This is a genomic window from Thiohalospira halophila DSM 15071, assembly GCF_900112605.1.
GTDB lineage: Bacteria > Pseudomonadota > Gammaproteobacteria > Thiohalospirales > Thiohalospiraceae > Thiohalospira > Thiohalospira halophila.
The window spans coordinates 145,025-162,690 of the sequence record NZ_FOMJ01000002.1 but is presented as its reverse complement, the minus strand read 5'-3'; the positions used below and the strand labels follow the sequence as shown (position 1 = coordinate 162,690).

Annotated in this window: 18 protein-coding genes; 4 read left to right on the top strand and 14 right to left on the bottom strand. The window is 68.3% G+C overall.

Annotated elements, in window-relative coordinates; genetic code table 11:
• The first annotated feature begins 163 nt into the window (after positions 1-163).
• Genes BM272_RS04855 through bluB form a run of 3 tightly spaced genes read left to right on the top strand, consistent with a single transcriptional unit; the run spans position 164 to position 3,458 of the window.
• Positions 164-2,314, top strand: a complete 2,151-nt coding sequence (locus BM272_RS04855; RefSeq protein WP_159433021.1) for a TonB-dependent receptor plug domain-containing protein — start codon at positions 164-166, stop codon at positions 2,312-2,314.
• The gene (locus BM272_RS04850) at positions 2,314-2,823 is read left to right on the top strand and encodes a TlpA family protein disulfide reductase (protein WP_093427630.1); all 510 of its coding nucleotides are present in this window, start codon (positions 2,314-2,316) and stop codon (positions 2,821-2,823) included. Before BM272_RS04855 ends, BM272_RS04850 begins: the two co-directional genes overlap by 1 nt.
• The gene (gene bluB / locus BM272_RS04845) at positions 2,820-3,458 is read left to right on the top strand and encodes a 5,6-dimethylbenzimidazole synthase (RefSeq protein ID WP_093427629.1); all 639 of its coding nucleotides are present in this window, start codon (positions 2,820-2,822) and stop codon (positions 3,456-3,458) included. Before BM272_RS04850 ends, bluB begins: the two co-directional genes overlap by 4 nt.
• Positions 3,459-3,464: 6 nt before the next feature.
• On the opposite strand, the gene BM272_RS04840 is transcribed toward bluB, so the two are convergent.
• The gene (locus BM272_RS04840; protein ID WP_093427628.1) at positions 3,465-4,901 is read right to left on the bottom strand and encodes a GAF domain-containing protein; all 1,437 of its coding nucleotides are present in this window, start codon (positions 4,899-4,901) and stop codon (positions 3,465-3,467) included.
• A 96-nt stretch (positions 4,902-4,997) separates the two neighbouring features.
• Between BM272_RS04840 and BM272_RS04835 the strand changes: the two genes are divergently transcribed.
• Entirely contained in the window at positions 4,998-5,672 is a 675-nt protein-coding gene (locus tag BM272_RS04835) for a ParA family protein (protein ID WP_093427627.1), read from the top strand.
• A gap of 7 nt (positions 5,673-5,679) precedes the next feature.
• Here BM272_RS04835 and BM272_RS04830 read toward each other — a convergent pair whose 3' ends face one another.
• The 13 genes from BM272_RS04830 to BM272_RS04770 form a co-directional block, all read right to left on the bottom strand.
• Positions 5,680-6,243: a chemotaxis protein CheW gene (locus tag BM272_RS04830; RefSeq protein ID WP_093427626.1), complete on the bottom strand. Its 564-nt coding sequence runs from the start codon at positions 6,241-6,243 to the stop codon at positions 5,680-5,682.
• Between the two features lie 41 nt (positions 6,244-6,284).
• Positions 6,285-7,361 (bottom strand): protein-glutamate methylesterase/protein-glutamine glutaminase, encoded by a 1,077-nt coding sequence (locus BM272_RS04825; protein WP_093427625.1) that lies wholly within the window; start codon positions 7,359-7,361, stop codon positions 6,285-6,287.
• A complete protein-coding gene (locus BM272_RS04820; protein WP_093427624.1) occupies positions 7,361-7,852 on the bottom strand; it encodes a chemotaxis protein CheD in 492 nt (163 codons plus the stop codon). Before BM272_RS04820 ends, BM272_RS04825 begins: the two co-directional genes overlap by 1 nt.
• Positions 7,849-8,688 carry a CheR family methyltransferase gene (locus BM272_RS04815; RefSeq protein WP_093427623.1) on the bottom strand — a complete coding sequence of 280 codons (840 nt, stop codon included), beginning with the start codon at positions 8,686-8,688 and terminating at the stop codon, positions 7,849-7,851. The genes BM272_RS04820 and BM272_RS04815 overlap by 4 nt, the downstream gene beginning before the upstream one ends.
• Entirely contained in the window at positions 8,685-9,425 is a 741-nt protein-coding gene (locus tag BM272_RS04810) for an oxygen-binding di-iron domain-containing protein (RefSeq protein WP_093427622.1), read from the bottom strand. Before BM272_RS04810 ends, BM272_RS04815 begins: the two co-directional genes overlap by 4 nt.
• Complete coding sequence (locus BM272_RS04805) at positions 9,422-10,012, bottom strand: hypothetical protein (RefSeq protein WP_093427621.1); 591 nt, start codon at positions 10,010-10,012, stop codon at positions 9,422-9,424. The genes BM272_RS04810 and BM272_RS04805 overlap by 4 nt, the downstream gene beginning before the upstream one ends.
• A gap of 14 nt (positions 10,013-10,026) precedes the next feature.
• Positions 10,027-10,599, bottom strand: coding sequence for a chemotaxis protein CheW (locus BM272_RS04800; RefSeq protein WP_093427620.1), 573 nt, complete (start codon positions 10,597-10,599; stop codon positions 10,027-10,029).
• Between the two features lie 28 nt (positions 10,600-10,627).
• Positions 10,628-12,631 carry a HAMP domain-containing methyl-accepting chemotaxis protein gene (locus tag BM272_RS04795; protein WP_093427619.1) on the bottom strand — a complete coding sequence of 668 codons (2,004 nt, stop codon included), beginning with the start codon at positions 12,629-12,631 and terminating at the stop codon, positions 10,628-10,630.
• Between the two features lie 51 nt (positions 12,632-12,682).
• Positions 12,683-14,896, bottom strand: a complete 2,214-nt coding sequence (locus tag BM272_RS04790) for a chemotaxis protein CheA (protein WP_093427618.1) — start codon at positions 14,894-14,896, stop codon at positions 12,683-12,685.
• Positions 14,889-15,239, bottom strand: a complete 351-nt coding sequence (locus tag BM272_RS04785) for an STAS domain-containing protein (protein WP_205407748.1) — start codon at positions 15,237-15,239, stop codon at positions 14,889-14,891. The genes BM272_RS04790 and BM272_RS04785 overlap by 8 nt, the downstream gene beginning before the upstream one ends.
• Positions 15,240-15,251: 12 nt before the next feature.
• Complete coding sequence (locus BM272_RS04780; protein ID WP_093427617.1) at positions 15,252-15,617, bottom strand: response regulator; 366 nt, start codon at positions 15,615-15,617, stop codon at positions 15,252-15,254.
• 19 nt (positions 15,618-15,636) lie between these two features.
• The gene (locus BM272_RS04775) at positions 15,637-16,833 is read right to left on the bottom strand and encodes a methyl-accepting chemotaxis protein (protein WP_093427616.1); all 1,197 of its coding nucleotides are present in this window, start codon (positions 16,831-16,833) and stop codon (positions 15,637-15,639) included.
• A gap of 195 nt (positions 16,834-17,028) precedes the next feature.
• Positions 17,029-17,661, bottom strand: a complete 633-nt coding sequence (locus BM272_RS04770) for a response regulator (protein WP_093427767.1) — start codon at positions 17,659-17,661, stop codon at positions 17,029-17,031.
• Positions 17,662-17,666: the final 5 nt, after the last annotated feature.

Below are 17,666 nucleotides of genomic sequence, written 5' to 3'. Positions count from 1 at the left end.
CGTCCTCCCTTGCTGTCGCCCGTGCGGGTGTGCACAGGAGAGGCCCATGAAGAACTCCCACCGACCCAGCAGGAGCGCCCGGCTGCACCAGCGGGACTGGACATTTGTTAATCGTAATGAGTACGATTCCCATTTACTAAATCCCCTACGGAAAGGAGTCGTTATGCCACGCAAGGCGCTCATCCCCCTGCTCACCGCCCTGGCCGTCACTCCCGAACTCGCCGCCGAGGAACTGGATACCGTCCAGGTCCACGGCGGCGCCGGCGGGGAGCATCGCGCCGGCGAGCAGGCCGCCACCATCCAGCAGACCGAGGTGATCACCGCCGAGCGCCTGCGGCGCAAGCAGGCCAACACCCTCGCCGACGCCGTGGAGAACGAGCCCGGCGTCCACGTGAACAACGAGTGCTCCATGTGCGCCATCAAGCGCGTCATGCTCAACGGCCTCAAGGGGGAGCACACCACCATCCTGGTGGACGGCGTGCCCATGCACTCGGTGGTCTCCAGCTACTACGGCATGGATGCCGTCACCGCCGCCGGTATCGAGCGGGTGGAGATCGCCCGCGGCGCCGGCGCCTCCCTCATCGCCCCGGAGGCCATCGGCGGCACCATCAACGTCATCACCAAACGGGCCGAACGCGACGGCGTCTCCGTCGACCTCTCCGGCGGCGAGCACGGCTACCGCCGCGTCTCTCTGGAGGGAACGGCGGTGGCCGATGATGGCGCCACGCGGGCCACCATCGCCGGGCAGTTCGACGAGCAGGACCGATTCGACGCTGACGACAACGGGGTGGCCGAGAACCCGGCACGGGACAACCGCTCTCTCACCACCCACCTGGCCCGGGACCTGGACGCCAACGACACGGTGGAGCTGCGGGTGGCCAGCTTCCGCTCCACCACCCTGGGCGGGCCCACCGGGATCTCGGAGATGGCCGGGATCCGCACCGAGGCCGATGGCGCCTCCGACAGCAGCGCCGACTACTTCGCCGGCGGCGACGTCCGCCGGGAGTGGACCGGCCAGCCCTGGGAGACCCTGGAGACCATCGACACCCAGCGCGACGAGTACACCCTGCGCTGGCGCCACGACCTGGCCGACGGCGGCCGGATCATCGCCACCGGAAGCCGGGTGGACCACACCCAGGACTCCTTCTACGAGGGCTTCGACTACGCCAACGACGACACCACCCACTTCGGCGACCTGCGCTGGGAGCGGGCGCTGGGCCTGGAACACTTCCTCACCGTCGGTCTGGACCACACCGACGAGCGCATGACCTCCGAGTCCGACTTCATGGACCGCAACGACATCGCCGGCGACGCCTTCGACCACCGGGACACCGGCCTCTATCTCCAGGACATCTGGACCCCCACCGCCGACCTGGAGGTCAAGCTCGCCGCCCGCCTCGATCGGATCCGTACCGACTGGACGGAGAAGACGGCGGAGGGCGACGAGATCGACACCGAAGTCTTCGCCCCCCGGGCCCATGTGCGCTGGCGCCACACCGACCACTGGACCTCCCGCTTCGGTGCCGGTCGCGGCTACCGCGCCCCGCTCACCTTCTTCGAGTCGGAGCACGGGATCTTGGAAGAGGGCTTCGACATCGACATCGACAAGGTGGAAACCTCGCAGTCGGCCAGCTACGCCCTGAGCTACCGCGACGAGACCCGGGCGGCCACCCTCTCCCTGGCCCACACCCGGGTGGAGGATCTCGCCTACATCGACAGCGCCGTGGGGGGCGGAGGCCGGCCCACGCTGGTCAATTCCGACGACCCCGCCCGGGTCACCACCGCCGATCTCTCGGCCGGGGCGCAGCTGGGGGCCGGATGGCGCGTGGATGGGAGTCTGGCCCACTTCGCCTACGGCGACGACTACAAGGAGACCTTCGCTGTCGCCCCGGTGGAGGACCGCCTGCGGCTGGAGACCGCCTGGCAGGGCAGTGCCTGGTCCTTCAACGGCAGTCTCAACGTGGTCGGCGAGCGGGATCTGACCGATTACGGTTACGGTGGCCGCTACAACCGCTGGGACGACGCCAACGACAACGGCGAAGTCGACGAAGGCGAACTCCGCGATCCCAAGGAGACCGACGCCCCGGCCTGGTTCACCATCGACCTGCGGCTGGCCCGGGAGCTGGATGAGACCTTCTCGGCCTACCTGGGCGTAAACAACCTCTTCGACTACACCCAGGCCGGCGATGAAGAGACCCCGCTCTTCTACGAGGGCGAGGCTGGCAGTGGCGAGGAGGCCGCCTTCGACGTTGCCCACATCTACGCGCCGCTCCGTGGCCGGGTGGTCTACGCGGGGCTGCGGGCGGAATTCTGATGCGACGCCTCCTCGCCGTCCTGCTCCTGCTGGCGGCGACCCCCGTCCCCGCGGCGGAGCTACCGGCGCTGGCCCTGCCCGACCTTCGGGACGGCGAGCGGCGGGACCTCCGCTCGCTGGCCCGCGGCCCCGCCCTGGTGGTCCTCTTCGAGCCCCGCTGCCCGTGGTGCGTACGTCAGCTCCGGGCGGTGGACCGGCTCACCGCCGCCTGCCCGGAGGCGATCCGGGCGGTGGGCGTGGGGATCCACGGCGACCGCCCCGGCTACCGGCGCGTCCTCCGGGCCGCCGAGGTGGAACTCCCGGCGGTGGGTGGTAGCGAGGGCCTGGTCGCTGCCGTGGGCGGGGTCCCCGCTACCCCGTGGACCCTCTTCGTCGACGCGGAGGGCCGGGTCACCCATCGCCTGCGCGGCTATGTCCGCCTCCCGGACCTCCTGCCCTGGCTCGCCGCCCAGGGGATCCACTGCCCTCCTCTCACCCCGGGCCAGCAAGGAGACCACCCAGCCCCATGACCGATTTCAGCGACGACGAACGCGCCGCCGTCTACCGCGCCATCGAGGAGCGGCGGGACATGCGCCACTTCCGGCCCGACCCGGTGGATCCGGAGACCCTGCAGCGGCTGCTGGAGGCGGCCCATCGGGCCCCGAGCGTGGGCTACATGCAGCCCTGGCGGTTCATCCGGATCACCGACCCGGACCGGCGGGAGGCCATCCACGCCCTGGTGGAGGCGGAGCGCCAGCGCACCGCAGACGCCCTGGACGAGCGCCGGGACGAGTTCCTGCGGCTCAAGGTGGAGGGGGTGCGGGAATCCGGCGAGCTTCTGGCCGCCGCGCTGATGCCGGACCGGGAGGGGCACATCTTCGGTCGGCGGACGCTACCGGAGATGGACCTGGCCTCGGTGGCCTGCGCCATCCAGAACCTCTGGCTGGCCGCCCGGGCCGAGGGGCTCGGCATGGGCTGGGTCTCCCTCTTCGACCCCGAGGCGCTGCGCCGGGAACTGGCCATCCCCGAGGGCGGCCGGCCCGTGGCCCTGCTCTGCCTGGGCCACGTGGAGGCCTTCTACGACCGGCCCATGCTGGAGCAGGAGGGCTGGGACCGACGCCGCCCGCTGGAGGAGCTGGTCCACACCGAGTACTGGGAGGGGTAGTGATACTCAGTCCGGGGCATTAACCTGGCGCCCGGCGAACGCCTCGACCACGCTACCGGCCAGACCCTCGACCAGCGCAATGGTGGCACTGTCGAAATAGCCCGGTTCGGCGGCATAGACATTGAAGACCATGGGTCCCCGGCTGGGGGGCGTGGGCATGGGAATGGAGGCGACGCTTCGCAGCTCGTAGCGCTCCGTATACGGGTGCCACGGTGCGAGGCGGCGATCCTCCCCGATATCGCCAATGACCACCGTCTCCCACGAGTTCAGCGCGCGCCCACCCGGGCCCCGTCCCTCCGGTTTCGCAGGATCGGCGGAGATACGGATGCTCCTCGCATAATCGCTGGCCTTCCCGTACGCCGTGACGACCTTCACCCACAGGGTCTCCGGGTCCACCTCACCTATCCAGGCCAGCGTCAGGCCGGCGTATTCCACGGCTACCCGACAGGCCAGCTCTAGAGGGAACTCGATCCCCTTGCTGTGGAGGATACCGCGGTGCATCTCGCTAAGGGCATGGTAGAGATTCCGCTGGCGGCGCAGGGAGCCCTCCGCCCGCCGATAGGGCGTAACTTCGTGATACTGCCAGATGTGCCCGAGGGGCTGTCCGGCGTCATCGTTTACCGGAACGTGGTCGACCTCGAATTCCCGACCATCCCGGAGGTGGAGCGGCATCCCATGCACAGGCTCCCCGGTGTGGATGATCCCCATGATCCGCGCGCTCCAGCCCTCCTCTTCGGCAACAAGAGGTGCGAGATGCTTCACGATCTCCTCGCACAACATCCCCACAGGCTCCTCGATTCCGGCCGACTCCATGAAGGCCTGCGCCACCGGGTTGGCATGGACGACCCGGCCAACCTCGTTCTCTATGGTAACTCCACTGCGCAGGGCGTCGCTCAACGCCCGGAGCCGGGCATGCTGGCGCTCCTGCTGCTGTTCGCCGCTTCGATAACGCTCCGCCTCCAGCACCAGCGCCACAAGATCATCCGCACTTCCCAGGAAGGTGCGCTCTGCAGCGCTCCAGTGCCGGGACCCACCCCGATACTCACAGAACAGGACACCGATCCACTGCCCTCCCATGAAGAGCGGTACATCCAGCAGGGCGTCCATGCCTGCACTCCTAGCGACCTCCAGCCGTGTCCCTATACCACTCTCCAGACCCTCCAGCCGGGATAGCTCCAGCGTCTCCCCCGAAGCGATGTGGCGAAAGTACTCCGGACACTGGACGCCCCGGAGGTCGACGACATCGGTACTCTCGTCTCCAACCACATGGAGGGCCCGAAGTACCAACCATTCCGCCCGGGGATCCAAGAGCCAGATCCCCGCCCGCGAGACCCCGATCGCCCTTGCAATCTCCGCCAGCATGGCGTCCAGGAGGGGCTCTTCGTTTTCGGCATTGCCGGCGGCCAGCGCGGCCAGCCGCATCAGGCTCTGATCGTGACTCATTCGCTCCTCGTCCACCCGACTCTCTTGGTAAACATGTAATTATTGTGCACTAATCCATTCGGCCGCCCCCAGCGCATTCCTGATAGGATCCGGGTCATGGCTTCACAAGACGAACATTCAGCCCCCCCGCTGCTGCGGATAGCCGTGGCCAATGCCAAGGGCGGTGCGGGCAAGAGCACAGTGGCAACCAACCTTGCCGCGGCGCTGGCCCGGCAGGGCCAGCGGGTTACCCTGGCGGACATGGATGCCCAGCGCTCCAGCCTGGAGTGGCTGCGGGCAAGGCCGCGCAGCTTCCCCGCCATCCGGGGGATGGCGGTCTCCGAACGGGCGCCGCAACGGCCACCGGAGACCGACACCCTGATCCTGGATACCCCGGGCGGCCATCGGAATGCGGCGCTGCGCGGTGAGCTGGCCCGGGCCGATACCATCCTCGTCCCGGTCCTGCCCTCGCCCATGGATATTCGCGCGGCGGCCCACTTCATCCACGAGCTGCTCATCAACGACCGCGTCTCCCGCCAGCGCACCCGCATCGCAGTAGTCGCCAACCGGGCGCGGACCCGGATGCTCAGCTACCGCGACCTGGAGCGCTTCCTGGGGGCCCTGGGCATGCCCTTCCTGACCACCCTGCGGGAGTCACGCAACTACCTCACCGCCGCCGACCAGGGGCTGGGGATTCACGACCTGGCCCCGGGGGCCGCGGCGGCGGATGTGGAGCAGTGGGCACCGATCCTCGACTTCCTCGCAGCGGAGCCGGCGACCACGCGGGGCTGAGCCGCCTTCAGCCGGACTCTTCCTCACTGGCCGGCGGGATGGAGGCTGAATCCACCTGGCCCGCCATCCGGCCGAGCTGCTCCACGTCCTCCATGGAGAGCATGCGGTCGATATCCAGGAGGATGACGAAGCCGTCCTCGCCGACCTTGGCCATGCCCTCGATGAAGTCGGTCCGGATCTGGCCGCCGAAGTTCGGGGCGGCCTCGATATCCAACGGGGAGACATCCCAGACCCGGCTGACCGCATCCGCGGTCAGGCCCACGTCCAGGCACTGCTCGCCCACCCGCACCTCGACGATGACCACGCAGGTCCAGCGGGTGATGGCCGTCTCTCCCACCCCCAGCCGCCGGGCCAGGTCCACGATGGGAACCATGTGGCCCCGGAGATTGATGGCCCCGCGGATGGATTCGGGCATCAGGGGCACCGGGGTCACGTGGCTGTACTCGATGATCTCCTTCACCCGCATGATGGTGATGCCGTAGGCATCATCACCGAGTTTCACGGCGAGGTACTTCGCCTCCTGGTTGCCCGTCGCCTCTGTGCCGGGGACCGACGCTGCAAGCTCGTTCATGGCCGCCTCACTGATTGGTTGTACTGATTCGGGTGCCGGGTTCATGTTGTGGTCCGGGATCCATTGGCCATGGCAAAGGCGAGAAGCCGTTCCGGGATCCCGGTCAGGGGCACGGTCTCCACCGCCGCCCCCCGGTTCACCGCCTCCCGCGGCATGCCGTAGACGACGCAGGTGGCCTCGTCCTGGGCCAGGGTGGGGGCGCCCGCCCGGCGCATCTCGTCCAGGCCGTTGACCCCGTCGTCCCCCATGCCGGTCATGATGACGCCCATGGCCTGGTCACGCGCCTCCTTGGCCACGGACTGGAAGAGGACATCCACCGACGGCCGGTGACGGCTGACCAGGGGACCATCCCCCACCGTGACCTGATAGCCGGGCCCCCGCCGCTTGATTCGCATGTGGCGATCGCCGGGGGCGATGAGCGCGCGACCGGGACGCACCTGGTCGCCGTCCGCTGCCTCCCGGACCTCCAGGGCCGAGGCCCGGTCCAGCCGCGCGGCAAAGGCGGTAGTGAAGCCCGCCGGCATGTGCTGGACGATGACCAGCCCCGGCGCGGTGGCCGGCAGGGCCGAGAGGACGGTCTCCAGGGCATTGGTGCCGCCAGTGGAGGCGCCCAGGGCGAGGATCCGGCCGGTGCCGGCCTGCTGCCGGGTGGCAGGAGCCGGGGTCGAGGGCACCGCCGAGCGGGCCGCCGCCGGCCCGGCCTGCCGCTTCACCTGGGCCCCGGCCGCCGCCTTCACCGCCGCCAGGAAGGGGGCGGAGGCCTCCTGCAGCCCGCCGCGCGGATCGACCTTCGGCTTGCCGATGGCCTCCACCGCACCGGCGGCGAGGGCCTGCATGGTGGTATCGGCACCATGCTGGGTCAGGGTGGAGCACATCACCACCGGCGTCGGATGCTCGGCCATGATCTCCCGCAGGAAGGTCAGGCCGTCCATCCGGGGCATTTCCACGTCCAGCACGATGACGTCCGGCCAGGTCTTCTCCATGCGGCGCCGGGCCAGGATGGGATCCCCGGCAACGCCCAGGAGTTCCAGGTCCGGGTCGGCCTCGATGATCTTGGAGAGCACCTGCCGGATCACCGCCGAGTCGTCCACCACGAGAACCCTGGGCTTGCCCGCCATCACTGCCCCCCTGCGTTGTTCGTCGCATTCACCGAGGTGGCCGTCACCTCCAGCTCCCCGGTCGCCAGATCCAGCTCCACGTGGCGGTAGAGGTAATCCCCCACCTCCAGGCGAGCGATACGAAAGCCGTTCCTGCGCAGGAGCTCCTGCATGCACTCGGCGTTGCGGTCGCCGATGGCCGGCCCCTTGCCCTCGGCGATGCCGGGGAACATGTGGCCACCGCCGAAGACCCCGACCTGGTACTCCTTCGGTTGCCCCGCGCCGCGGGCCAGGGCCTCCATGAAGCTGCGCATGACGCAGTCGGCATAGCGGTCGTCGCAGGTGCCCTCCGGATGCTCCGGGAGGACCACGTGGCACATCCCGCCCATCCGGCGCCGGGGATGCCAGAGCGTGGCCGCCACGCAGGAACCCAGCAGGGTCCGGATCCGGCCCGGCGCCGAGCCGAAGTGGAGTTCCCCGGGGCGCAGGTAGATGCAGTCCGACCGATTCATGCCTTCCTCCGGTAGACCGAGGGCTTGATGCACTCGAAACGGTCGCTGACGCCGTTGAGGGTCTCCGAATGGCCGACGATGAGCCAGCCCCCCGGATTCAACGCCCCCGCCAGCCGGTCCGCCAGCTGCTGCTTGGTGGCGGCGTTGAAGTAGATCATGATGTTGCGCAGGAAGATCACGTCGAACCGCCCCCCCGGCGCGCGCCAGTCGGCGGCGTTCAGGTTTACGGTATCGAAGCGCGCCCGCTCCCGCAGGCTCCGGTCCACCAGGAAGCGCCCCTCCTGGCTGCCGGTCCCCTCCAGGCAGAACCGGCGCAGGTACTCCCGCGGGATCTTCTCGGCCGCCCCCATGGGGTAGACCGCGCGCCGGGCCCGGGCCACTACCTCGGTACTGATGTCGCTGCCGAAGATGGACCAGGCCGCCTTCTCCCCCAGGGCGTCGGCCAGCACCATGGCGAGGGTGTAGACCTCCTCGCCGGAGGAGCAGGCGGCGCTCCAGAACTTCAGCTCCCGGGACTGATCCAGCTCCGGCAGGATCCGGTTGCGCAGGGTGTCGAAGTGGTCCGCCTCCCGGAAGAAATAGGTCTCGTTGGTGGTCAGCAGGTCCACCATGGTCTGGAGCTCCGAGCCGTCCGCATCCTCCCGGGTGACGAAGCGGTGGTACTCGGTGAAGCTCTTGAGCCCGTGGTGGCGCAGGCGCTTGCTCAGCCGCCCCACCACCAGGGCCTTCTTCCCCGGCGGGAGATGGATTCCGGCCTGCTCCTGCATGATGGCACTGAGCTGGCTGAACTCCCGATCGCTGATCTCCAGCCTGGCCGCCGGGCTGTTGGTGGTCATTGCCAGGTCCGCCCCACTTCCAGCTCATCGAACCAGTTGATGAAGCGCATGACGTCGTCTCCCTGATAGATGGCCCCGTGCTGGGGGCAGAGCAGGTCCAGGTCGAGCTTCGCCGCCCGCTCGCACCAGTCACGCTTGGCGGTGTTCGACCCCATCCAGCGGCGGTGGAAGCCCTCCGCGTGGCGGATGTGGCGGTCGAAATCGGAGACGAAGACCTCGTCCTCCTCCGGCGGCAGCATGGCCGCCCCCACGTCCCCGGTGAACAGGAGCTTCGCCCGGGGGTCGTGGAGGTGGAAGTTCCCCGAGGAGTGGAGGTAGTGCGCCGGCATCGCCTCCAGAGTCTGGCTGCCCACCTGGATGGGCTCGCCGGCGTCGTCCAGCAGGTGGAAGGTGGTGTCATCGCCGCCGAAGTGGGGCACGAAGGTGGCCCAGAGGCGGCTCAGGTAGCAGCGGATCCCGGGATTGAAGTCCATCCACAGCCCCAGGGAGGAGATGATGTCCGGGTCCTGGTGGGAGGCGAAGAGCCGCCCGATCCGCTTGGGGTCCACGCGCTCGCTCACCGCGGAGAAGACCGCGGGGAAGATCTCCATGCCGCCGGGGTCGGTCATCAGGGCGTCGCCGCCGGATTCCACCACGTATTCATTGGTATCGATGACGTAGTCCGGCCGTTCCGGATCCCGGGCCAGGACCAGCCAGCGGTGGTCGCCGTTCTCGTAGAGTACTACGGACTGTTTCATTCGCCGGCCTCGCTCAGACGTTCCATGTGCCCGCCGATGGCGTCCACATCGCGATTCACGCGATCCATGAGTTCATTGACCTCGTCGCCGATGCCATCGGCCAGCGCCTCGTTCACCACGGCCTCGGTCCGCAGCATCAGACCCAGATTACGACCAGTCTCCGCGAGCCGACCAATCCGGACCCGAATGCCCTGCACCTCCCGCACCAGACGTTCAATGTCGTCGTCCTGCTGCTGCAGCCGCTGTTGCAGGCCCTCGATCCCTTTCCGGGCCGCCTCCCGGCCCCCCGAATCCGCCCTGTCGGCCCCCTGTTCCAGCCGCCGGAGACGCCGGAACTGGCGGCGGCGCTCGGCCCCGCAGTAGACCAGCTCCCGGATCCGGGCCTGGAGTTCGTCCGCCGAGCTGTCGATCTGCTGACTGAAGCGGCGCAGCTCCAGGGTCACGGCCTGGTAGCCGGCTGCCTGCACCCCCACGCGGCGGGCGTTAAGCATGGCGTTGACGGCGCGCATGTAGAGCTGCCGGACCGCCCGCATCACCTCCTTCAGGCGCTCATGGGCGGCGCTGACCAGCTCGAGACTGGTCTCCATCACATGCCCCCCGTTCAACCGCTATTCAGGGCGGCACGAAAGCGGGACAGTTCGTCGACGGAGAGCACCACATCCAGGTCCAGCAGCGTGATGAAGCCGTTCTCCCGGCGCCCCATGCCGGCGATGAAATCCGCCGGCACATCGGCCCCGAAGCTGGGGGAGGCCTCGATATCCTCCGCCGGCAGCCCCACCACCTCGTCGATGGCACTGACCATGAAGCCCAGGTCCATGGTGCCCCCGGCACTCTCGGCCATCTCAACAATAATATTGCAGGTCCGCTTGCCTGCCGGCTCCGATGGCCGGCCCAGGCGCACGGCGAGGTCGACTATGGGTACCACCTTGCCGCGCAGGTTCACCACGCCCCGGATGTAGTCCGGGGTCAGCGGCACGCGGGTCAGGGAGCCGTGCTCGATGATCTCCTTGACCCGGAGTATGGAGACCCCGTAGGTCTGACCCTCCACGCGGAAGGTCAGGTACTGGTTGGCATCCGAGGTCCCCTCCCCGCCTGAATCCGCGGAGTCCACGGGGGCCAGCGCCCCCGCCCCGCTCTCGCCCGCCGTCGCCGGGCTCAGTTCTTGCTCACTCATCGGGCTCTACTCCCGGCCACCGTGGGAATCAGGAGAAGCGCTGGAACTCGCTCTCGTCCACCGCCTCGCCCTCGGCCGGAGCCGGCTTGCTGACACCGTGAGAGGCCGAAGCCTGGCCGGCCCTGTTGGTCGAGCCCTGGTGGCCGGCGTGCTGGGTCCCGCGGCTGGTGCCGCCCCGAGCAGCCGTCCCCTCGGTACTGTCCTCGCCGAGCTCGAAGAAGCTCACGGTCTCCTGGAGCTGCTGGGCCTGGGAGCTCATCTCCTCCGAGGTGGAGGCCAGCTCCTCCGAGGAGGAGGCGTTCTGCTGGGCCACGGTGTCCAGCTGCTCGATGGCCTGGGCGAGCTGGTTGGCGCCGGTGGCCTGCTCCTCCGAGGAGGCGGAGATCTCCTGCACCAGGTCGGCGGTGCGGCGGATCTCCGGGACCACCTCGTCGATGAGGCCGCCGGCCCGCTCGGCCACCTTCACGCTCTCGCCGGCCATCTCGCTGATCTCCCCGGCGGAGGACTGGCTCCGCTCGGCGAGCTTGCGCACCTCTTCGGCCACCACGGCGAAGCCCTTGCCGTGCTCCCCGGCCCGGGCCGCCTCGATGGCGGCGTTCAGCGCCAGGAGGTTGGTCTTGTAGGCGATGTCCTCGATGAGGGTGACCTTGTCGGCGATGTTGTTCATGGCCGTGACGGTCTCGCGCACCGCCTCGCCGCCCTCGGTGGCCTTCTTCGAGGCGCCGGTGGCGATCTCGTCGGTGGACTTGGCGTTCTCGGTGTTCTGCTGGATGGAGGAACGCGCCTGCTCCACCGTGGCGCTGGTCTCCTCCACGGAGGAGGCCTGCTCGGTGGCGCCCTGGCTCAGGCTCTGGGAGGTAGCGCTCACCTCCTCGGAGGCGGAGGCCAGGGCCGAGGTGGCCTGACTGACATCCACCAGCGCCTTGCGGACCCGGCCCACGGCGTTGCTCAGGGCGCGGCTCATCCGGCCCACCTCGTCCTCGCTGTCCACGGTGAGGTCGGCGGTGAGATCGCCCTCGCCGAAGCGCTCGACGAATTCGGTCACCCGCGCCACCGGCCGGGTCACCGCCCGGGTGATCACCCAGGCCATGAAGACGCCCACCACCAGGGCGACCAGGCTCACCACCGGCACGGTGGCCATGGCGCGCTCGTTGGCGCCCTGGACGCGGGGGCCGATCTCGTCCTGGACCTTGCCGTTGGCGATCTTGATATCTTCCAGGATGTCGGCGACCTCCGGGCCCACCACATCCATGGTGCCCTCTTTGACCTCGTTGCGGGCCAGGATGGTCTCCACGGTCTTGTCAAAGGCCTGGGTATACACGTCCTTGAGGTTGTTCACCTCCTGCATGAGCCGCCGCCGCTCGGGATTCTGGAGCTCCTGGTCCAGGGTGGCCATGCGCTGGTCAAACTCGCCGAACTCGCTGTTAACCCGATCCACGGCGGACTGACTGTTATCCTCCAGGAACTTCACCACATAGAGCCGCGCCAGCAGGAGATTGCGCATGGCCTGACCGGCCACGTAGGCGGCACTGGCGTCGCCGTCGTCCTTGGCGGAGCGCATGATATCGGTAAGGCGCTGCTCCATGATCGGGCCCTCCACGGCGAGGACCTCGTCAAAGAGGCGGTTGCGCTCCGCCTTGTACTCCTCGACCTGGGCAAAGGCCTCACCGTACTGCTGGGTCTTCTCCCGGGCCTCGGTCAGCCGCGCCTGCTGGTCGGGGTCGTGGATGTACTGCTCGGCCTTGTCCAGGAACTCCAGGGTCGCCTCGTGGCGCTCGTGCTCGGCCTCCGAGGCGGCTTCGGAACCGTCATTAACGAACTTGAGCGCGGCCATACGCGCCTCCAGGAGGTTGGCCTGGGCCTCACCGCTGGTCTTGGTACTCAGAGCGGTCTCGCGATACTCCGCGAAGCCGTCACTGCTCGTGGAGAGGGAGTTGAAGGCCACGACGCTGATAATGGCCAGCAGCGCCAGGACCAGACCGAAGCCCAAGGAGAGCTTCTTGGCTAGGGACAGATTCTTGAAACGCACCATGACGGTGTCCTCCTCGTGAGACCAACGGCGTTGGCTCGGGTTGCTGAGTAATTATTGGTCGTGACGGTCGGCTTCCAGCGCCGGGGCGTGCCCGGGTCGGCCCTCGCCGTTCTTCCAGTCGACGCGGTGGATAAGGCCGGGGACGTCGAGGATCATGGCGACCTCCCCGCTGCCCAGGATGGTGGCGCCGCTGACGCCATCCAGCTCCCGGAAGAGCTGGCCCAGGGGCTTGATGACGGTCTGGAATTCGCCCAGGAGTTCGTCCACCACCAGGCCGACCTTCTGGCCGCTGATCTGGACGACGACGATGGCCTCCCGCTCGGCGTAACCGGCATCCCGCTCGAACATCCGCCGCAGGCGGATGAAGGGCAGCACCTCGCCGCGCAGGTTGATGTAGCCCTGCTCGCCGGCATCCCGGGCGTCGTTGTCGGTTAGCTCGACGCACTCCAGCACCGAATCCAGCGGGATGACGTAGCTGGCCCCGGCGACGGTAACCAGGAAGCCGTCGACGATGGCCAGGGTCAGCGGCAGCCGGATGCGGATGATGGAGCCCTCGCCGTAGCGGCTCTCCACGTCGACGCTGCCGCGCAGGGACTCGATGTTCTTCTTCACCACGTCCATGCCGACCCCGCGGCCGGAGAGGTTGGTGACCTCGCCGGCGGTGGAGAAGCCGGGCTCGAAGATGAGCCGGTGGATCTCCGCCTCGGAGAGCTCCTGGCCCGGAGTGACCACCCCGCGGTCCCGCGCCTTGGCCAGGATCTTGTCCGAGTTCAGGCCGCCGCCGTCGTCGGCGACCTCGATGACGATGCTGCCGGACTCGTGGTAGGCGTTGAGCCGCAGCTGGCCCTGGGCGTGCTTGCCCACGGCCTGGCGCTGTTCGGCGCTCTCGATACCGTGGTCCATGGCGTTACGGACCAGGTGCATGAGGGGGTCGCCGATCTGCTCGACCACGGTCTTGTCCAGCTCGGTATCGGCGCCCTCGATGGTGAGCGCGATGTCCTTGCCCAGCTCGGCGCTGACGTCGCGGACCACCCGCCGGAAGCGGTTGAAGGTCTCGCCGATGGGAACCATGCGCAGGCGCAGGGAGCTGTCCCGGATCTCCTCCACCAGCCGGGCCATCACCGAGATGGACTCGCCCAGCTGCTCGTCGCCGGACTGCTGGGCCAGCAGGTTGGTGGTGGCCCCGGCGATGACAAGCTCCCCCACCTGGTTGATGAGGGCGTCGAGCTTGTCGGCATCCACGCGCAGGGAGCTGGCGGCCGTGGACCGGGCCTCCCGGTTCTGGGTCTGCTTCTCCACCGCGGTGTCCACCACCTCCTGGTGGACGCTCTGCTGGTCAACCAGGACCTCGCCCAGGGGGGCGGTCTTGCCGCCGCCCTCGCTCCGGCGGCTGTCCTGCTCCCGCAGGGCCTCGTCCAGTTCTTGCCGGGTAAGCGCCCCGCTGCGGACCAGGATCTCGCCGATGCGCAGGTCATCCTCGGGCAGGCCCCGAATCATCTCCGCGTAGCTGTGGATGTAGGCCTGCGGCGGCAGGATGTGGAGTTCGCAGTCGTCCTCGACGAACTCGAAGACCTCCTCGATGGCCGCCTTGTCGGCGGTCTCGCTGCGGAACTCCACCTCGAAGCCGAGATAGAGGACCTCCGGGTCCAGCTCGCCGAGCCCCGGCAGGGCATCATCCAGCGTGGTGACATGGACGATCTCCCCGAGCTTGCGCAGGTAGCGCAGGAAGGCCAGGGGGTCCATGCCGTGGCGCAGGACATCCGGCTCGAAGCGCAGGGAGATGTGCCAGTCCTCGGAGGCGACCGGGTGGCCATCGTTCATGACCTCCACCGAGCCCTCGGCCACCGGCTCCTCCGGTTCGACATCGGTCTCGCCCCCGTCATCGAGGTAGGCGCGCAGCTCCTCCGCCAGGGCCTCGCCGGTGGCCGGGGTCGCCGGATCGGGATCGGCCTCCTCCACCGCCTCGGCCACCAGCACCGCCATGTGGTCCCGTGCCCGCAGGAGCAGGGAGACCAGGTCGCGACCGATGGTCAGCTCGCCGGAGCGGGCCTGTTCCAGGAGGTTCTCGACGACGTGGGTGAAGTGCTCCACGGCGTCGAAGCCGAAGACCCCGGCCGTCCCCTTGATGGTGTGGGCTGCCCGGAAGAGGGTGTTCACCTGTTCCGGGTCCTGGGTGCCGTCCTCCAGTGCCAGGAGGCCATCCTCCATCTGCTGGAGGAGTTCGGTGGCCTCGGCGTTGAAGGCGTCCTGTGGGCGGTCACTCATGGCGATCCTCCGTTACCGTCCCATCCTCGCCCGCAAGCAGCAGCGGATCACCGAAGAAGCGGTCCAGACCGTAGAGTTCAAAGACATCCAGCACCGCCGGGCTGTGCGCGACCAGGCGCAGCTCCCGGTCCTCGGCCTGGCACTGGCGCTTGGCGGCCATCAGGACCTGAACGCCGGTGGTGTCCAGGTCGCTGACGCCGGAGAGATCCATCTCCAGGGCGGAACAGCCGGCCATCTTCGCGTCCATTTCCGCCCGGAAATCGGCGGCGACGTAGATATTCACCTCGCCCGCCACCGTCAGGCGGCAGCCGCCATCGGCGGCCTCCGATACCTCGATATTCACGGCCGGACTCCCCTAACCCACCAGCTTGGAGACGGCGTCGAGCATCTGCTCCGGCTTGAACGGCTTCACCATCCAGGCCTTGACGCCGATCTCCTTGCCCTTCTTCTTGGTCTCTTCCTGGGACTCGGTGGTGAGCATAATCACCGGCGTGAACTTGTAGTTCGGGTCCTTCTTGATCTCCGTCACCATGCTCAGGCCGTCCATGTTCGGCATGTTCACGTCGCTGACGATGAGGTGGACCTTCTGGCCCTTGAGCGCGTCCAGGCCCTGCTGGCCGTCGCCGGCCTCGATGACCTCGTAGCCCGCCCCCTTGAGGGCGATGGCCACCACCTGCCGCAGGGATGCGGAATCGTCGACGATAAGGATGGTCTTGCTCATGGCTGCCTCCGGGAGTGGTTCAGAAGAAGACGATGTCGTCACCGCCATCATCGGCGGCGCTCTCGTTCGCCGAGTGGTTCCGGCGCTGTTCATCGGTGGTGTAACCGCGCTCCAGGCGCTGCCGGATGGCATCGGCGTGCACCGGTTCGGACCGTCCCGAGAGGCGCCGCTGCTCGGCGCGGTCGGAGACCTCGGTCCCGAATTCATCGAAGGAGTCCCGCACCTGCGTCAGGATCTGGCTGACGCGGTCCTGGAACTGCAGGCTGACCAGGATCTCGGCGATCTCGTCGCGGATGCCCCGGCCCTCCTGCTGCAGCAGGCCGGTGGAATCGGAGAGGCCGTCGGCCACGCCGCGCAGGCGCTCCAGCACGCCCTGGATGGTCTCCTCGGCCTGCCAGGTCATGTCGGCGTCGCGACTGGCGGAGAGCTCGGCGTTCTCCAGCGTCCGGTGCATGGCATCGCCCACCCGATTGACCATGTCACTGATCCGGGAGCCCGCCTCACCGGAGCGCTGGGAGAGGCTGCGGACCTCGTCGGCGACCACGGCGAAGCCGCGGCCCGCCTCGCCGGCCCGGGACGCCTCGATGGCGGCGTTCAGCGCCAGGAGGTTGGTGCGGGAGGCCACGTCCTCCACGGAGGTGGCCATCTCCTTGAGGTCCTCGGTGTAGCCGGTGAGTTCGCGCACCTGTTCCAGCATGGTGTCGCGGGTCTCCATGGCCACCTTCATGCTGCTGACGATCTCGTTGAGTTCGCTGCGGGAGGCCTCGAAGGCCTGGACCAGGCCCTGCTCGCCGCTGGTGGCGTTCTCCGAGGCCTCGACAGTGTTCGTGAGCCGGTCCACCAGCTGGGAGAAGCGCTGGGAGAGGTCGGTAATGGCCTCTTCGGTCTGGTCGCGGGCGGTCTCGACGTTGCGACCGCCGATGGAGCTGACCTCGATGCAGGCCTCCTCCAGGGAGGCCATGTGCTCGACGGGGACACTCTCCTCGGCAGGTGTAACCTGCTCTTCCGCGGCCGGTGCCGCCAGCGCGTTGGACCACCAGCGATAGAGCGGGACGCTTGCCACGAGACCCAGCAGCAGCGGCAGCGCTCCCACCGCGTAGTGCTCCTCCAGGACCAGGAGCAGCGTCCCGACCGCACCGGTCAGCACGGGCATGGCGGCCATTCGCCAGAAGGGAACCTGCGCGCTCGCCGCCTCTGCCTGAGCATCCATCTTCATCGTCACCGTCACTCCTGCAACCGCTCCACCGGCGGAAGAATGAATCGGTGTACAGTCTCTCCGGTGGACCGGTCTGGTGACAGTCGGGGAGAAGACGTGATTGATGTCGGGAGGAGGCCGAGGGGGGATATCGGGGAAAGGCGGACAGGGTGTCGGGAAAAGCCCTACACGAGGATCAAGTTCGGGGCGCGGTGCTCAGTCCACCAACCCCTGGCGCACCGCGTACTGGACCAGTTCGGCGTTGCTGGAGAGCCCCATCTTCTCCAGCAGACGAGACCGGTAGGTACTGATGGTCTTGGTGCTGACGTGGAGCTCTTCCGCGATCTGGGCAGGTTTCAGGCCCTGCCCGATGCGAACGAGGAGTTGATACTCGCGATCCGAGAGCCGGGTGTGCGGCTCCGCGGTATCGGGTCTTTCCAGCTCCTCCACCAGACACTCCGCCAGCACCTGGCTGACGTAGCGGCCGCCGTTGGCGACCTTGCGGATGGCGGCCACCAGCTCCGCCGGGGCCGTTTCCTTGGTCATGTAGCCGCTGGCACCGGCCCGAAGGAAACGGACGGCGTACTGGTCCTCGGGGTGGATGCTGAGCATGAGCACGGCCAGGTCGGGATACTGGTACCGGAGCTGCTTGAGAATCTCCAGGCCACTGCGTCCTGGCAACGAGACATCCAGCAGGATCACGTCCATGGGCTGCTCCCGGGCCCGGGTCAGGGTGCCGGCGTCGTCGCCGGCCTCGGCAACGACGCTGATATCTTCCTGCCCCTCCAGGATCATCTTCAGCCCTTCGCGGACCACCGCGTGGTCATCGACGATCATGACCCGTGTCATGCCCG

Coding starts and splice junctions, on each gene's coding strand:
- BM272_RS04855 (WP_159433021.1), top strand. CDS start 164: ATGCCACGCAAGGCGCTCATCCCCCTGCTCACCGCCCTGGCCGTCACT.
- BM272_RS04850 (WP_093427630.1), top strand. CDS start 2,314: ATGCGACGCCTCCTCGCCGTCCTGCTCCTGCTGGCGGCGACCCCCGTC.
- bluB (WP_093427629.1), top strand. CDS start 2,820: ATGACCGATTTCAGCGACGACGAACGCGCCGCCGTCTACCGCGCCATC.
- BM272_RS04840 (WP_093427628.1), bottom strand. CDS start 4,901: ATGAGTCACGATCAGAGCCTGATGCGGCTGGCCGCGCTGGCCGCCGGC.
- BM272_RS04835 (WP_093427627.1), top strand. CDS start 4,998: ATGGCTTCACAAGACGAACATTCAGCCCCCCCGCTGCTGCGGATAGCC.
- BM272_RS04830 (WP_093427626.1), bottom strand. CDS start 6,243: ATGAACGAGCTTGCAGCGTCGGTCCCCGGCACAGAGGCGACGGGCAAC.
- BM272_RS04825 (WP_093427625.1), bottom strand. CDS start 7,361: ATGGCGGGCAAGCCCAGGGTTCTCGTGGTGGACGACTCGGCGGTGATC.
- BM272_RS04820 (WP_093427624.1), bottom strand. CDS start 7,852: ATGAATCGGTCGGACTGCATCTACCTGCGCCCCGGGGAACTCCACTTC.
- BM272_RS04815 (WP_093427623.1), bottom strand. CDS start 8,688: ATGACCACCAACAGCCCGGCGGCCAGGCTGGAGATCAGCGATCGGGAG.
- BM272_RS04810 (WP_093427622.1), bottom strand. CDS start 9,425: ATGAAACAGTCCGTAGTACTCTACGAGAACGGCGACCACCGCTGGCTG.
- BM272_RS04805 (WP_093427621.1), bottom strand. CDS start 10,012: ATGGAGACCAGTCTCGAGCTGGTCAGCGCCGCCCATGAGCGCCTGAAG.
- BM272_RS04800 (WP_093427620.1), bottom strand. CDS start 10,599: ATGAGTGAGCAAGAACTGAGCCCGGCGACGGCGGGCGAGAGCGGGGCG.
- BM272_RS04795 (WP_093427619.1), bottom strand. CDS start 12,631: ATGGTGCGTTTCAAGAATCTGTCCCTAGCCAAGAAGCTCTCCTTGGGC.
- BM272_RS04790 (WP_093427618.1), bottom strand. CDS start 14,896: ATGAGTGACCGCCCACAGGACGCCTTCAACGCCGAGGCCACCGAACTC.
- BM272_RS04780 (WP_093427617.1), bottom strand. CDS start 15,617: ATGAGCAAGACCATCCTTATCGTCGACGATTCCGCATCCCTGCGGCAG.
- BM272_RS04775 (WP_093427616.1), bottom strand. CDS start 16,833: ATGAAGATGGATGCTCAGGCAGAGGCGGCGAGCGCGCAGGTTCCCTTC.
- BM272_RS04770 (WP_093427767.1), bottom strand. CDS start 17,661: ATGACACGGGTCATGATCGTCGATGACCACGCGGTGGTCCGCGAAGGG.